General features: G+C 71.7%; 12 protein-coding genes. 10 read left to right on the top strand and 2 right to left on the bottom strand.

The features are described 5' to 3' along the window. The first annotated feature begins 232 nt into the window (after positions 1-232). Complete coding sequence (gene uvrA / locus HTZ77_RS12460) at positions 233-3,073, top strand: excinuclease ABC subunit UvrA (RefSeq protein ID WP_175589645.1); 2,841 nt, start codon at positions 233-235, stop codon at positions 3,071-3,073. On the opposite strand, the gene HTZ77_RS12455 is transcribed toward uvrA, so the two are convergent. Then, positions 3,070-3,894, bottom strand: a complete 825-nt coding sequence (locus HTZ77_RS12455) for a DUF2306 domain-containing protein (protein WP_205302507.1) — start codon at positions 3,892-3,894, stop codon at positions 3,070-3,072. The genes uvrA and HTZ77_RS12455 overlap by 4 nt on opposite strands. 140 nt (positions 3,895-4,034) lie before the next feature. Here HTZ77_RS12455 and HTZ77_RS12450 point away from each other — a divergent pair, with 140 nt between their 5' ends. The 7 genes from HTZ77_RS12450 to whiA all read left to right on the top strand — a co-directional run bounded on the left by HTZ77_RS12450 (position 4,035) and on the right by whiA (position 11,439). Then, positions 4,035-4,505 carry a Rieske (2Fe-2S) protein gene (locus HTZ77_RS12450; RefSeq protein ID WP_235994553.1) on the top strand — a complete coding sequence of 157 codons (471 nt, stop codon included), beginning with the start codon at positions 4,035-4,037 and terminating at the stop codon, positions 4,503-4,505. A gap of 136 nt (positions 4,506-4,641) precedes the next feature. Next, the gene (locus HTZ77_RS12445) at positions 4,642-5,142 is read left to right on the top strand and encodes a Rieske (2Fe-2S) protein (RefSeq protein ID WP_175589644.1); all 501 of its coding nucleotides are present in this window, start codon (positions 4,642-4,644) and stop codon (positions 5,140-5,142) included. A 46-nt stretch (positions 5,143-5,188) separates the two neighbouring features. After that, positions 5,189-5,656, top strand: coding sequence for a Rieske (2Fe-2S) protein (locus tag HTZ77_RS12440; RefSeq protein ID WP_175589643.1), 468 nt, complete (start codon positions 5,189-5,191; stop codon positions 5,654-5,656). Between the two features lie 162 nt (positions 5,657-5,818). Continuing rightward, complete coding sequence (gene uvrC / locus HTZ77_RS12435; protein WP_235994641.1) at positions 5,819-7,876, top strand: excinuclease ABC subunit UvrC; 2,058 nt, start codon at positions 5,819-5,821, stop codon at positions 7,874-7,876. 4 nt (positions 7,877-7,880) lie between these two features. Then, entirely contained in the window at positions 7,881-8,861 is a 981-nt protein-coding gene (gene rapZ / locus HTZ77_RS12430; protein WP_268959952.1) for an RNase adapter RapZ, read from the top strand. Positions 8,862-9,415: 554 nt separating this feature from the next. Further along, a complete protein-coding gene (locus HTZ77_RS12425) occupies positions 9,416-10,387 on the top strand; it encodes a gluconeogenesis factor YvcK family protein (protein ID WP_175589734.1) in 972 nt (323 codons plus the stop codon). Between the two features lie 71 nt (positions 10,388-10,458). After that, positions 10,459-11,439 (top strand): DNA-binding protein WhiA, encoded by a 981-nt coding sequence (gene whiA, locus HTZ77_RS12420; RefSeq protein ID WP_138714326.1) that lies wholly within the window; start codon positions 10,459-10,461, stop codon positions 11,437-11,439. Positions 11,440-12,310: 871 nt separating this feature from the next. Here whiA and HTZ77_RS12415 read toward each other — a convergent pair. Then, positions 12,311-12,964 (bottom strand): hypothetical protein, encoded by a 654-nt coding sequence (locus HTZ77_RS12415; protein ID WP_175589642.1) that lies wholly within the window; start codon positions 12,962-12,964, stop codon positions 12,311-12,313. A gap of 184 nt (positions 12,965-13,148) precedes the next feature. Between HTZ77_RS12415 and gap the strand changes: the two genes are divergently transcribed. After that, positions 13,149-14,153 (top strand): type I glyceraldehyde-3-phosphate dehydrogenase, encoded by a 1,005-nt coding sequence (gene gap / locus HTZ77_RS12410; RefSeq protein ID WP_175589641.1) that lies wholly within the window; start codon positions 13,149-13,151, stop codon positions 14,151-14,153. Between the two features lie 69 nt (positions 14,154-14,222). After that, positions 14,223-15,416 carry a phosphoglycerate kinase gene (locus tag HTZ77_RS12405; protein WP_175589640.1) on the top strand — a complete coding sequence of 398 codons (1,194 nt, stop codon included), beginning with the start codon at positions 14,223-14,225 and terminating at the stop codon, positions 15,414-15,416. Positions 15,417-15,436 lie beyond the last annotated feature (20 nt).

Here is a 15,436-nt window from a genome sequence, read left to right as displayed (position 1 = left end):
AAAAGGGCAGGTCATGGCGTTGACGTGGGAAGGTCTCCTGCCGCGAGGGAGGCCGGCCCTGGAAGGCCGCCGTGGGGGAGGCCGACCTGGGAAGGCCTCCTGCCGCGCGCGGGCAGGCCGTACCCTGAGAGGGACGGATTTTCGGGGGGGCGGCATACGGCCCGCCGAAATTGTCGGTGCCCCCGTCTACCATCCCCGTGGACCTATCCGCCTTCTTGACATCGGGATCGCCGTGGCAGACCGCCTCATCGTGCGTGGTGCGCGCGAACACAACCTCAAAGACGTCTCGCTCGACCTGCCGCGAGACTCTCTGATCGTCTTCACCGGCCTGTCCGGTTCGGGCAAGTCGAGCCTGGCCTTCGACACGATCTTCGCCGAGGGCCAGCGGCGCTACGTCGAGTCCCTCTCGGCCTACGCCCGCCAGTTCCTCGGCCAGATGGACAAGCCCGACGTCGACTTCATCGAGGGCCTGTCGCCGGCGGTGTCGATCGACCAGAAGGCCACCAGCAAGAACCCCCGCTCCACGGTCGGCACGATCACCGAGGTCTACGACTACCTGCGGCTGCTGTGGGCGCGCATCGGCAAGCCGCACTGCCCGGTCTGCTCCCGCCCGATCGCCCGGCAGATGCCGCAGCAGATCGTCGACCGGGTCATGGACCTGGAGGAGGGCACCCGCTTCCAGGTGCTCGCCCCCGTCATCCGCGGCCGCAAGGGCGAGTACACCGAGCTGTTCCGCGAGCTGCAGACCAAGGGCTTCGCCCGCGCGCGCGTCGACGGCACCGTCGTGCGCCTGGAGGAGCCGCCGACGCTGAAGAAGTACGAGAAGCACGACATCGAGGTCATCGTCGACCGCCTGTCGGTCAAGGAGTCGGCACGGCGCCGGCTCACCGACTCGGTCGAGACCGCCCTGCAGCTGTCCGGCGGCACGATCACGCTCGACTTCGTCGACCTGCCCGAGGACGACCCGGGCCGCGAGCGGTTCTACTCCGAGCACCTCTACTGCCCGTACGACGACCTGTCGTTCGAGGAGCTGGAGCCGCGCTCGTTCTCCTTCAACTCCCCGTTCGGCGCCTGCCCCGAGTGCACCGGCCTCGGCACCAAGATGGAGGTCGACCCCGAGCTGGTCGTCCCCGACCCCGAGCGCACGCTGCGCGAGGGCGCCCTGCACCCCTGGTCCGGCGGCCACACCAGCGAGTACTTCGTCCGGCTGGTCGAGGCGCTCGGCCACACCATGGGCTTCACGCTCGACACCGCCTGGGAGAAGCTGCCGAAGAAGGCGCAGAAGGCGCTGCTGTCCGGCCACGACGAGCAGGTCCACGTCCGCTACAGCAACCGCTACGGACGCCAGCGCTCCTACTACACCACCTACGAGGGCGTCATCCCGTGGGTGCAGCGCCGGCACGCCGAGGCCGAGAGCGACGCGACCCGCGAGCGGTTCGAGGGCTACATGCGGGAGATCCCGTGTCCCGCCTGCCGCGGCACCAGGCTCAAGCCGGTCTCGCTGTCCGTCACCGTGTCCGACCGCTCGATCGCCGAGGTGTCGGCCATGTCGATCGGCGAGTGCGCGGCGTTCCTGTCGGAGCTCAGGCTGTCCGACCGCGACATGCAGATCGCCGAGCGGGTGGTCAAGGAGATCAACGCCCGCCTGGGCTTCCTGCTCGACGTCGGCCTCGACTACCTCACCATGAACCGCGCCGCCGCCACCCTGGCGGGCGGCGAGGCGCAGCGCATCCGGCTGGCCACGCAGATCGGCTCCGGCCTCGTCGGCGTCCTGTACGTCCTGGACGAGCCGTCGATCGGCCTGCACCAGCGCGACAACATGCGCCTGCTCGACACGCTGATCCGGCTGCGCGACATGGGGAACACCCTGATCGTGGTCGAGCACGACGAGGACACCATCGCCGCCGCCGACTGGGTGGTCGACATCGGCCCCGGCGCGGGCGAGCACGGCGGCCAGGTCGTCGTCTCCGGCACCGTGCCGGAGCTGCTGGCCAGCGAGGAGTCGCTGACCGGCCAGTACCTGTCCGGCCGCAGGAGCATCGCCATCCCCGCCAAGCGCCGCAAGCGCGACCGCAAGCGGCAGATCACGGTCAAGGGCGCGCGCGAGCACAACCTCAAGGGCGTCGACATCGACTTCCCCCTCGGCCTGTTCACCGCCGTCACGGGCGTGTCCGGGTCGGGCAAGTCGACGCTGGTCAACGACATCCTGTACGCCGCCCTGGCCAAGGAGCTGCACGGCGCCCGCACGGTGCCCGGCCGCCACTCCCGCATCAACGGCATGGACCACGTCGACAAGGTCGTCCACGTCGACCAGTCGCCGATCGGCCGCACCCCGCGCTCCAACCCGGCCACCTACACCGGCGTCTTCGACCACGTCCGCAAGCTGTTCGCGGCCACCACCGAGGCGAAGGTCCGCGGCTACCAGCCGGGCCGCTTCAGCTTCAACGTCAAGGGCGGCCGGTGCGAGGCGTGCGCGGGCGACGGCACCATCAAGATCGAGATGAACTTCCTGCCCGACGTCTACGTCCCCTGCGAGGTCTGCCACGGCGCCCGCTACAACCGGGAGACGCTGGAGGTCCACTACAAGGGCAAGACCATCTCCGAGGTCCTCGACATGCCGATCGAGGAGGCCCTGGCCTTCTTCGACGCGATCCCGGCGATCAAGCGACACCTGCAGACCCTGCACGACGTCGGCCTCGGCTACGTCCGGCTCGGCCAGCCCGCCACCACGCTGTCCGGCGGTGAGGCGCAGCGGGTCAAGCTCGCCTCCGAGCTCCAGCGCCGGCAGACCGGACGGACGATCTACGTCCTGGACGAGCCGACCACGGGCCTGCACTTCGAGGACATCCGCCGGCTCCTCGGCGTCCTCGGCCGGCTGGTCGACGGCGGCAACACGGTGATCGTCATCGAGCACAACCTCGACGTCATCAAGACCGCCGACTGGATCATCGACATGGGGCCGGAAGGCGGCTCCCGGGGCGGCACCCTCGTCGCCGCGGGCACGCCCGAGGAGATCGCGCTGGTCGAGGAGAGCCACACCGGCCGCTTCCTGCGCAAGATCCTCCAGCTCTAGGCGGCCGGCGTGGCGGGGGTGCGGGTGGCGGCGCGGCGGCGGGCGCGCCGCCTGGCGTCGCCGCGCTCCAGCCACCACTCCGCCGCCAGCAGCGGCAGCACCCAGCCGAGCCAGCCGCCCAGCCCGGCGGCCGTCTGCGTGAGCAGCGCCTGGTCTCCGTGGTACGTCGTCGCCAGCTCCGGCTGCAGGAGCACGATGAGCACCGCGGTGTGGACGCGGTTGGTGATGATCGACATGGTGAGGGCGAAGCTGCGCACCATCCACCGGCGGTGCTCCACGAAGCGGCGCCGCCGGGCCGCGCGCCACCCGGCGATCGTGCAGCCCAGCCACAGCAGCGCCAGCAGCACGTTGCTGGCCCTGATGACGTGCCCGAACGGCGTGGCCAGGCCGACCACCAGGCCCATCAGCCCGGCCGGCAGGCACCCGCCGAGCACGTACACGCGGCCGACGAGCCGGTGCGCCCGGGGATGACGTTCCCGAAACCACGGCCAGATCTGCAGGCAGCACGTCAGCATCGCCACCGAGCCGAACACCACGTGCAGCGACAGCATCACGTAGTGCGGAGGGAAGAAGGCCGGGGCGGGCACGCGCGAGCGTGACGGGTCGAGCGAGACGTACGGCGGCAGCGAGAAGGCCACGAACGCCACCGCCAGCACGGCCAGCGGCGCCACCCACGGCCGCCGCCACCAGCGCGGACGCGCCCGTCCGGGCGGTGCCGACTGTCCGGGCGGCTCGGATCGTACGGGCGGCTCGGCGGCGGCCGGGCGTCGTGACATGGGCTGTGCGGGGGAGGGGTCGGGCGAACCGGCGAGAGCTGTCATGGCGGCAGCATCGCCCGCCCCGCTGACCGATCACGCACCACCCGCTGACCGGACCGGAGGCGGCCGCCCCTACAGTGATGACCGGTCTTGTGGGCCTGACCTGCAGGGGGTCAGCGGCGACGCGGAAGGGTCGGCAGCACATGAGGGGTTCGGAGCGGGGCTTCGCCATGCCCGCCATCGAAGAGGGGCCGGGGGACGCCCGGGGCGGCCGGATGGTCGGGCGGCGCGAGGCCCTGGGGGTCGCGGGCGCGGCCGTGTGCGGGCTGGCGGTCGCCGGCTGCGGCGTCGGAGGTCAGGAGACCGCCCCCGTCCAGAGCATCAAGGGGCAGGTCCTCGCGAAGACGGCGGACGTGCCGGTCGGCGGCGGCACCCTCGTCGAGCAGTGGAAGATCATGATCACCCAGCCGGCGGAGGGCGTGTTCAAGGCGTTCAGCGCCGTCTGCCCCCATCGTGGCTGCGCCGTCGGCTCCCCGCAGGACTCCGTCATGACCTGCCCCTGCCACGGCAGCGAGTTCGCCGCCGACAGCGGCAAGTGCCTCAAGGGTCCCGCCACGGCGCCGCTCACGGCGTACCAGGTGAAGGTGGTGGGCGACGGCATCGTCGCCGTGTGACGTCCCCGGTGACGTCGGACGGGACGGGGCGAACCGGTAATTGTGCGTGGTTCTCCGGATCGGCGCGCGCGACGCTGAACCGGTCGGCGGGCGCCGGCGTACCTGGGATTGAGACCCGAACCTGGAGGAACGCACCATGACGGATACGACGCGCAGGGCGGTTGTGCTGGGAGCCGGAGGCGCCGGGCTGGCCGTGGTCCTGACCGCCTGCGCCAGCTACGGCGACCCCGCCACCCAGGGCAGCCTCCCTCCCGTCACGGAGGAGTCCACGGCCGAGGAGTCTCCGGCCGACGAGCCGCAGGCCGAGGAGTCGTCCGCGGCGCCGAAGAAGAAGTCCTCGTCGGGCGGCGGCAAGGCGATCGCCGACACCTCCGACATCCCCTCCGGCGGCGGCAAGGTCTTCGAGAGCCAGAAGATCGTCGTCACCCAGCCGGCGGACGGGGAGTTCAGGGCCTTCACGGCGGTCTGCACCCACGCGGGGTGCACGGTGGCCAGCGTCTCGAACGGCACGATCAACTGTCCCTGCCACGGCAGCAAGTTCAAGATCGACGACGGTTCCGTGGCCGCCGGGCCCGCCGACCAGCCGCTCGCCGAGAAGAAGATCAAGGTGGACGGCGACAGGATCATGCTCGTCTGATTCAACTTTCATGCTTTTCTCACCTGAGTGCGGTTAGGTGAGACGTATGGCAGACGACCTTCAGAGCCGCAGGGCGGTGATCGCGGGCGTGGGCGTGGGTGGCCTTTCGCTGGCGCTGACCGCCTGTGGCGGCGGTGAGAGCGGTTCGACCACCGCCACCGAGTCCACCGGACAGTCCACGAGCGGGTCCGGCGCGCCGAGCGCCGGGAGCACCGGCTCGTCCGCGGGCGGCGCCCTGGCCAAGACGGGCGACATCCCGGTGGGAGGCGGCACGATCTTCAAGGAGCAGAAGATCGTGGTGGTCCAGCCCGCGGCCGGGCAGTTCAAGGCCTTCAGCGCGGTCTGCACCCACAAGGGATGCCTGGTCGCCAAGGTGGCCGACGGGACGATCGACTGCCCGTGCCACGGCAGCAAGTTCAAGATCCAGGACGGCGCGGTCGCCGGCGGGCCGGCCGACCAGCCGCTTCCCGAGAAGCAGATCAAGGTGGAGGGCGACCAGATCACCCTGGCCTAGGCCGTTCCGTACGGCCCTGCACAGGTCCCTCGCCGGGCCCACGCCACACCCGCGAGGCTCCTGTGCAGGGCCACGACCATGCCCTCGGTCCTGTCCGGCGCGGCAGGGGTTGTCGGTGGAGGCCGTTAGTCTGTGAACGTGGCGAGATCAGCGGGCACCCCCTTGAGCTTCCGGCCCCGGCCCGGGTCCATCCCCGAGTCCCCGGGGGTCTACCGGTTCAGGGACGCGCACGGCCGGGTGATCTACGTCGGCAAGGCCAAGAGCCTGCGGCAGCGGCTCAACTCGTACTTCGCCGACTTCTCGGCCCTGCACCCCCGCACCCAGTCGATGCTGACCACGGCGGCCGACGTCGACTGGACCGTCGTCGGCACCGAGGTCGAGGCGCTGCAGCTCGAATACTCCTGGATCAAGGAGTTCGACCCGCGCTTCAACGTCAAGTACCGCGACGACAAGTCCTACCCGTACCTCGCCGTCACCATGGGCGAGGACTTCCCGCGCGTGCAGGTGATGCGCGGCGCCAAGCGCAAGGGCACCCGCTACTTCGGCCCCTACTCCCACGCCTGGGCCATCCGCGAGACCGTCGACCTGCTGCTGCGCGTCTTCCCGGTGCGCACGTGCAGCGCCGGGGTGTTCAAGCGGGCCGGGCAGATCGGCCGGCCCTGCCTGCTCGGCTACATCGACAAGTGCTCGGCGCCGTGCGTCGGCCGGGTCACCCCGGAGGAGCACCGCGAGCTCGCCGAGGACTTCTGCGACTTCATGGCCGGCAACACCAGCCGCTTCATCAAGCGGCTGGAGAAGGAGATGCGCGACGCCGCCGCCGAGCAGGAGTACGAGCGCGCCGCCCGGCTGCGCGACGACATCCAGGCGCTCCAGCGCGCCCTGGAGAAGCAGGCGGTCGTGCTCGGCGAGGGCACCGACGCCGACGTCATCGCCCTGGCCGAGGACCCGCTCGAAGCCGCCGTCCAGGTCTTCTACGTGCGCGGCGGCCGCATCCGCGGTCAGCGCGGCTGGGTCGTCGACAAGGTCGAGGAGACCACGCCCGGCGAGCTGGTCGAGCAGTTCCTGCTCCAGATGTACGGCGAGGCGAGCCCCGATTCGATGCCCCGCGAGGTGCTCGTGCCCGAGCTGCCGCCCGACGCGGCGGCGGTCGCCGAGCTGCTGTCCGAGCAGCGCCGGGCCCGGGTCGAGGTGCGGGTGCCGCAGCGCGGCGACAAGAAGGCGCTGCTGGAGACCGTGGGCCGCAACGCCCTGGAGTCGCTGGCCCAGCACAAGATCCGCCGCGCCAGCGACCTGACCACCCGCAGCAAGGCGCTGCAGGAGATCGCCGACGCGCTCGACCTCGACCAGGCGCCCCTGCGCGTCGAGTGCTACGACGTCTCCCACCTCCAGGGCGAGAACGTGGTGGCCTCCATGGTCGTCTTCGAGGACGGCCTGGCCCGCAAGAGCGAGTACCGCCGCTTCGCCGTCAAGACCAAGGAGGGCGACGTCGCCTCGATCTACGAGGTGATCACCCGCAGGTTCCGCCGCTACCTGGAGGAACGCTCGGCCACCGGCGAGCTGGCCGCCGACGACGAGGCCCACGGGCTCATCGACCCCGAGACCGGCAAGCCGCGCAAGTTCGCCTACCCGCCCAACCTCGTCGTCGTCGACGGCGCCGGGCCGCAGGCCGCCGCCGCCCAGCGGGCGCTCGACGAGCTCGGCATCGACGACGTCGCCGTGTGCGGCCTGGCCAAGCGGCTGGAGGAGGTCTGGCTGCCCGGCGACGACCAGCCGGTGATCATGCCTCGTTCAAGCGAGGGCCTCTACCTGCTGCAACGGGTGCGTGACGAGGCGCACCGGTTCGCCATCACCTACCATCGGTCCAAGAGGTCCAAGACCGTGAAGGAGAGCGCGCTCGACGGCGTGCCCGGTCTCGGCCCGGCGCGGAGGCAGGCGCTGCTCAAGCACTTCGGCTCCGTGAAACGGCTTCGCGAGGCCACCGTGGCGGAGATCTGCGAGGTCCCCGGCATCGGCCGGTCGACCGCGGAGGTGATCGTGTCGACGCTGAGAGGGGAGTCAACCGTGACCACCAGCGAGGCGGCGCCCGCACAGCCGGCCGCCGGCGCGGGCGGCCCGAGCGGCGCCGACGCCCTGGTCGAGGCGGAAGCCACGAGCGGCGTCGCCGTCACGGTCCCGGGCGAAGCCGCCGGGCCGGACCGACCGAGCGGCCGAACGGAGTGAGACGATGAGCGCCGCCGAAGACAACGACAAGCGCAGCGCCCCGCCGGAGGGTGCGGCGGGGGAGGCCGCGGCAGCGGTCGCTGCCGCCGCGGCCGCCGCGGTGCAGGGCGACAGGGACGACAGCCGGGATCCGGCGTTCGTCATCGTCACCGGCATGTCCGGGGCGGGACGCAGCACCGCCGCCAAGGCCCTGGAGGACCTCGGCTGGTTCGTCATCGACAACCTGCCGCCGGGCCTGCTGTTCGCCATGGCCGAGGAGGCCGGCAAGGTCAAGCTGGCCGCCGACAAGGTCGCGGCCGTGGTCGACGTGCGCAGCCTCGCCTTCACCACCGACCTCAACGCCGCCATCGAGGAGCTGGAGGGGCGCGGCGTGCGGGTGCGGGTCGTGTTCCTGGAGGCCAGCGACGAGGAACTGGTGCGCCGCTTCGAGAACGTCCGCCGCCCGCACCCGCTGCAGGGCGAGGGCCGGCTCGTCGACGGCATCGCCCGCGAGCGCGGCATCCTGCGCGAGGTGCGGGCCAACGCCGACCTGGTCATCGACACCTCCTCCCACAACGTCCACGAACTCCGCAACAAGATCGTCGCCTACTTCGGCGGCGAGGACCGTCCCGGTCTGCGGGTCAACGTGGTGTCCTTCGGCTTCAAGTACGGCCTGCCGGTCGACGCCGACCTCGTGGTCGACTGCCGGTTCCTGCCCAATCCCCACTGGGTGCCCGAGCTGCGGCCGATGAACGGCCTCGACACGCCGGTGCGCGAGTACGTGCTGGGGCAGCCGGGGGCCAAGGAGTTCCTCGACGCGTACGAGGAGGTCCTGAAGGTGGTCGCGGCCGGCTATGCCCGCGAGGGCAAGAGCTATGCGACGCTGGCGGTGGGCTGCACGGGCGGCAAGCACCGGAGCGTCGCGATGGCCGAGCAGGTCGCCGCCCGCCTGCGCGACCGCGGGATGGAGGTCCAGGTGAGCCACCGGGATGTGGGGCGGGAGTGACCCATGACCACCAGGACCGGAGCGCGTCCTACCCGGAGCGGCCGTCCACATCCGCCGGGCCGTCCGCTGGGGCGGCCTCCGACGACGCCACGCCGACCGTAGGCCGGCCGTCCGGGAGCTCGGCGGGCGACCACGTCACGCCGTCCTCGGGTCGGCCGTCTGCGGGCGATGACGTCACGTCGACCGTAGGCCCGCTGTCGGAAGGGGCGGCGGGCGACGAGGTCACGCCGACCGTGGGCAGGCTGTCCGCGGGGTCTGCGGGCGATGACATCACGCCGTCCGGGGGTTCGCCGCTCGCGGGCGTCTCGTCATCTCCGGAATCTCCGGAATCTCCTTCTCCCAGCCCCCTGCTCACGGGCGTTTCGCCGTCGGCGGGATCCCCCTCAGCGGCCGCTTCATCGTCCGCAGAGACACCGTCCGCAGAGACACCGTCCGTGGGATCGCCGTCCGCGGGATCGCCGTCCGTGCGGTTGCCCGGTCCGGGCGTCATGCCGTCCGTGGGGTTGCCGCTCCCGGGCGTCAAGCTCCCCGCGGGGGTGTCGGAGGCGGCTGTCGTGCCGTCCGCGGGCGCCTCGCCGGAGTGCGGGACGCGGCCGCGTGGGCCGCGCGTCGTGGCCCTCGGCGGCGGCCACGGCCTGTACGCCTCCCTGTCCGCGCTGCGGTCCGTCACCGACGCGCTCACGGCCGTCGTCACCGTGGCCGACGACGGCGGCTCCAGCGGCCGGCTGCGCCGCGAGCTCGGCGTGCTGCCCCCCGGAGACCTGCGCATGGCGCTGGCCGCGCTGTGCGGCGACGACGAGTGGGGCATCACCTGGAGCGAGGTCGTCCAGCACCGCTTCCGCAGCGAGGGCGAACTGCACGGCCACGCCGTCGGCAACCTGCTCATCGTCGCGCTCTGGGAGCTGCTGGGCGACCCCGTGGCCGGTCTCGACTGGGTCGGACGGCTGCTCGGCGCCCAGGGCCGCGTGCTGCCCATGGCGTCCGTGCCGCTCGACATCGTGGCCGAGGTGGAGCTCGACGGCGTCACCTCCACCGTGTGCGGCCAGGTGGCGTGCGCCCTGACGCCCGGTCGCGTGCAGGCCGTCTCCCTCGTCCCCGAGAACCCGCCGGCCCGGCCCGAGGCGATCGAAGCGGTGCTGGAGGCCGACTGGGTGGTGTTCGGGCCCGGATCGTGGTTCACCAGCGTCCTGCCGCATCTCAAGGTGCCCGAACTGGCCAGGGCCCTGCACGAGACCCGGGCCAGACGGCTGGTCACGCTCAACCTCGCCCCGCAGGCCGGCGAGACCGACGACTTCTCCCCCCAGCAGCACCTGGAGGTGCTCCGGCAGCACGCGCCCGACCTGACGGTCGACGTGATCCTGGCCGACACCGGCGTGGTCGACGACCTCGACGCGCTGGAGAAGGCGGCGGCCGCGCTCGGCGGGCGTACGGTGCTGGCCGACGTGGCCGCCGCCGACGGCTCGCCCCGGCACGACCCACGACGTCTTGCCTCCGTCCTGGACGAGATTTTCCTCCAGAAGCGTTGATCCTGGTCGGCGCGGTGCGAAGGTGCGAGAGACTGCTGGGAGCCGGTCTGAATGGGGGAGGACTAACGCTTATGGCGATGACGGGTGTGGTCAAGGACGAGCTGAGCCGACTACCGGTGCTGAAGCCTTGCTGTCGCAAGGCCGAGGTCTCCACGCTGCTGCGGTTCGCCAGCGGTCTGCACCTGGTGGGCGGGCGCATCGTGATCGAGGCGGAGCTCGACACCAACGCCACCGCGCGACGGCTGATCAAGGACATCGGCGAGGTGTTCGGCCACAAGGCGGAGGTTCTCGTCCTCGCGCCGGCCGGCCTGCGCAAGGGATCGCGCTACGTCGTACGCGTCTACCGCGACGGTGAGGCGCTCGCCCGGCAGACGGGCCTCATCGACAACCACGGGCGGCCCGTGCGCGGGCTGCCCCGCCAGGTCGTCGCGGGGGCGGCCTGCGACGCCGAGGCGGCCTGGCGGGGGGCGTTCCTGGCGCACGGCTCGCTCACCGAGCCCGGCCGTTCCATGTCGCTCGAGGTCACCTGCCCGGGTCCGGAGGCGGCGCTGGCGCTGGTCGGCTCGGCGCGGCGGCTGAAGATCCACGCCAAGGCGCGCGAGGTGCGCGGCGTCGACCGGGTCGTGGTCCGCGACGGCGACGCCATCAGCGCCCTGCTCACCCGGCTCGGCGCGCACGACAGCGTGCTGGCCTGGGAGGAGCGCCGCATGCGCCGGGAGGTGCGCGCCACCGCCAACCGGCTGGCCAACTTCGACGACGCCAACCTCCGGCGCTCCGCCCGCGCCGCCGTGGCCGCCGGGGCGCGGGTGCAGCGGGCGCTGGAGATCCTCGGTGAGGAGGCGCCGGACCACCTGGTGGTGGCCGGGCGGCTGCGGGTGGAGCACAAGCAGGCGTCTCTTGAGGAACTGGGGCAGATCGCCGACCCGCCGCTGACCAAGGACGCGATTGCGGGCCGCATCCGGCGGCTGCTCGCCATGGCCGACAAGCGCGCCTCCGACCTCGGCATCCCCAACACGGAGGCCAACCTCACGGTCGACATGCTCGCGCCCTGACAGCCGCTCCGGCAGCGCCTCCGCGCCGCCGAGGTCGTGGCCTGCGCGTGCCCACGCCCAGCATCGGCGCCTGGCTGGACGGCGCCTGACCGCTCCGGGGTCCGGGCGTCCTGACCGTTCCGGGGTCTGGGTGTCCTGACCGTTTCGGTGTGCGGGTCTCTTGACCGTTCCGGGGTCCGGGTGTCCTGACCGTTTCGGTGTGCGGGTCTCTTGACCGTTCCGGGGTCTGGGTGTCCTGACCGTTTCGGTGTGCGGGTCTCTTGACCGTTCCGGGGTCTGGGTGTCCTGACCGTTTCGGTGTGCGGGTCTCTTGACCGTTCCGGGGTCCGGGTGTCCTGACCGTTTCGGTGTGCGGGTCTCTTGACCGTTCCGGGGTCCGGGTGTGCTGACCGTTCCGGCGTCCGGGCCCTGACCGCACCGGATCCGGGTGTTGGGGGGGCAGGGATGTCCGTGCCTCCGGGGTGTCGGGGTGCCTGTGCGTTCCGGGTGTTGGCGTGCGCGTGTGACGGGTGTCCGTGTGTCTGTGCCGTCGCGGAGTGGCCCGCGCGGGCTGCTCCGCCGTCCCCATGCGGGGAGAGGCTCGCGTGCATGCGTGCGGCGCTCGCGAGCGTGGCCGAGCCGTGCCGCCGCCGCGTGGACGTGCCTCGTACACGCACTGCCGCCCGCGCGAGTGCCGACCGTGCGAGTGCCGCCGACGCGAGTGCCGACCGTGCGGCGATCCCGACGCCACGCGGCTGTGTCTTCCCGTGAAACGCGGCCCGTGGCGACGTGCCCGCACGTCCGGGGCGCGCCTCCCGTGAGGCACGGGCCGGCCGGGTGACCCCTGCGGCCCGGGCCGAGCGGGCACCGGCCGGCCCCGCCGTGGCCAGGGTCAGCTCTGGCCCGGCTCCCGGGGCGCGAAGAGGTTGGCCGTCGGCGCGGCGGGCGTCGGCTTGGGCGGCTGGAGCGGCTCGAACGGCGCCCGGTACTCGGGCTCGGACTCCGCCGGGTCCGTAGCCTGCTCGCCGCCGTCGCGCCGGCGATGGGAGACCGGGCCCGCCTCGGCCCGCCACCGGCGGCGCACCCGCACCACCCGTACGAGGGTCAACAGGAAAGCGGGCACGGCCGCGGCGGCCACGGCGGCCCAGAACTGCCAGGACGTCCGCATGGCCAGCCACACGCCCTGCGCGATGCGGTCGAGGTTCTCGGCGAACCACGTCGTCATGGGGAACCCGTTGTCCACGGCCCAGACCACGACGCCGGCGACGCTCCCCGCCGCGCGCACCCCGAAGGCGTACAGCAGCACGACCCAAGGCAGCAGCAGGCTGCGCGGCCGGATCGTCCACATGGCCAGGCCCAGGATCAACCCGGCCAGCAGGCAGCAGGCGACCGGCAAGACGAGCGCCGGGTCGCCCGCGAACCAGCGCACGTCGTATGGCAGGCGGTTGGAGTAGGCCACCATGGCCGCATATCCCGCGACTCCTAACAGCATCGCGACGAAGCCCACGATCAGGCCGGACAGCAGGCCGGACCTGCGGTGTGACATCTCAGCCCCCAGAGAATGCCGGAATTTACTCCGATGAGTCGGGCACTTTACTCGAACGCTACAAATTACGCCTCCGGAATGGTGATACGCAGGGCGGGGGTTGCAGTGGTCTAAACCAATTTAGGTCCGATAGGCTTGGGCGTTGAGGTTTCAGCCCGCATCACGTACGAGGAGATCGGTTTCCGTGAGCATCCGCGTAGGCGTCAACGGCTTCGGCCGCATCGGTCGCAACTTCTGGCGCGCGGTCGCCGCCAGCGGCAAGGACATCGAGATCGTTGCGGTCAACGACCTGACCGACAACGCGACGCTGGCCCACCTGCTGAAGTACGACAGCATCCTGGGCCGCCTGCCGTACGAGGTGAAGGCGACCAGCGACGAGATCACCGTCGACGGCAAGGCCATCAAGGTCTTCGAGGAGCGCGACCCGGGCAAGCTGCCCTGGGGCGACCTCGGGGTGGACGTCGTCGTCGAGTCCACCGGCCTGTTCACCGACGCCACCAAGGCCAAGGTGCACGCCGACAACGGCGCGAAGAAGGTCATCATCTCGGCCCCGGCCAAGAACGAGGACGTCACCATCGTCATGGGCGTCAACCACGACTCCTACGACCCGGCCAACCACACGATCATCTCCAACGCGTCCTGCACCACCAACTGCCTGGCCCCGATGGCCAAGGTCATCCACGACACCTTCACCATCGAGAAGGGTCTGATGACCACCATCCACGCCTACACGCAGGACCAGAACCTCCAGGACGGCCCGCACAAGGACCTGCGCCGCGCCCGCGCCGCCGCGCTCAACGTGGTGCCCACCTCCACCGGCGCCGCCAAGGCCATCGGCCTCGTGCTGCCCGAGCTGAAGGGCAAGCTCGACGGCTTCGCCATGCGCGTGCCGATCCCCACCGGCTCGGCCACCGACCTGACCGTCGACCTCAGCCGCGACGTCACCGTCGAGGAGGTCAACGCCGCGGTCAAGGCCGCCGCCGAGGGCCCGCTCAAGGGCATCCTCACCTACACCGAGGACGAGATCGTCTCCTCCGACATCGTCACCGACCCGGCCTCCTGCATCTTCGACGCCGGCCTCACCAAGGTGATCGGCAACCAGGTCAAGGTCGTCGGCTGGTACGACAACGAGTGGGGCTACTCCAACCGCCTGGCCGACCTCATCCAGCTGGTGGGCGCCGACCTCTGACGGGTCCGCGCCGAGCGAGACATCCATCACCCGGGACCGTCCGAGCCGCGCTCGGCGGAAGGAGCACAGTTGCGCACGATCGACGATCTCGACGTGAAGGGCCGGCGCGTGCTCGTGCGCGCCGACCTGAACGTCCCTCTCGACGGTGAGACGATCACCGACGACGGCCGCATCAGAGCGTCGGTTCCGACGATCCAGGCCCTGACCGGGCGCGGCGCGAAGGTCGTCGTCTGCGCCCACCTCGGCCGGCCCAAGGGCAAGGCCGAGCCGAAGTACTCGCTGAGGCCGGTGGCCACGCGCCTCGGCGAGCTGCTCGGCCAGGACGTCGTCTTCGCCACCGACGTGGTCGGCGACAGCGCCCAGGCCGCCGTCGCGGGGCTCCAGGACGGCCAGGTGGCCCTCCTGGAGAACCTCCGCTACGAGCCGGGTGAGGAGTCCAAGGACGACCAGGCGCGCCGGGAGTTCGCCGAGAAGCTGGCCGGCCTGGCCGAGCTGTACGTGGGCGACGGCTTCGGCGCCGTCCACCGCAGGCACGCCAGCGTCTACGACGTGCCCAAGCTCCTGCCGCACGCGGCGGGCGGGCTGGTCGTGGCCGAGGTCGAGGTGCTCAGGCGCCTGACCGAGCACGCCGAGCGGCCGTACGTCGTGGTGCTGGGCGGCGCGAAGGTGTCCGACAAGCTCGGCGTCATCGCGAGCCTGCTCACCAAGGTCGACCGGCTGCTCATCGGCGGCGGCATGGCCTACACCTTCCTCAAGGCCCAGGGCCACGAGGTCGGCCGGTCGCTGCTGCAGGAGGACCAGCTCGACCAGGTGCGCGGCTTCCTCGACCAGGCCGCCGAGCGCGGCGTCGAGCTGGTGCTGCCGGTCGACGTGCTCGCGGCCACCGAGTTCGGCAAGGACGCGCCGCACGACGTGGTCGCCTCCAACGCGATCCCGGCCGACCGGCAGGGGCTCGACATCGGCCCGAAGACCCGCGAGCTGTTCGCGGCCAAGCTGGCCGACGCCCGCACCGTCTTCTGGAACGGCCCGATGGGCGTGTTCGAGTTCGACGCGTTCGCGGGCGGCACCCGCGCGGTGGCGGAGGCGCTCATCGCCTCCGGCGCCTTCACCGTGGTCGGCGGCGGCGACTCGGCGGCCGCCGTGCGCCGGCTCGGCCTGCCCGAGGACGGCTTCTCCCACATCTCCACGGGGGGCGGGGCCAGCCTCGAATACCTGGAGGGCAAGACCCTCCCCGGACTCGCCGCCCTGGAGGACGCGGAGTGACGCGACAGGCAGACCGCCCC

Origin of the sequence: Nonomuraea montanisoli (genome assembly GCF_013363975.1) — a bacterium.
Taxonomy (GTDB): Bacteria; Actinomycetota; Actinomycetes; order Streptosporangiales; family Streptosporangiaceae; genus Nonomuraea; species Nonomuraea montanisoli.
This window is presented reverse-complemented; position numbering and strand designations above follow the sequence as displayed.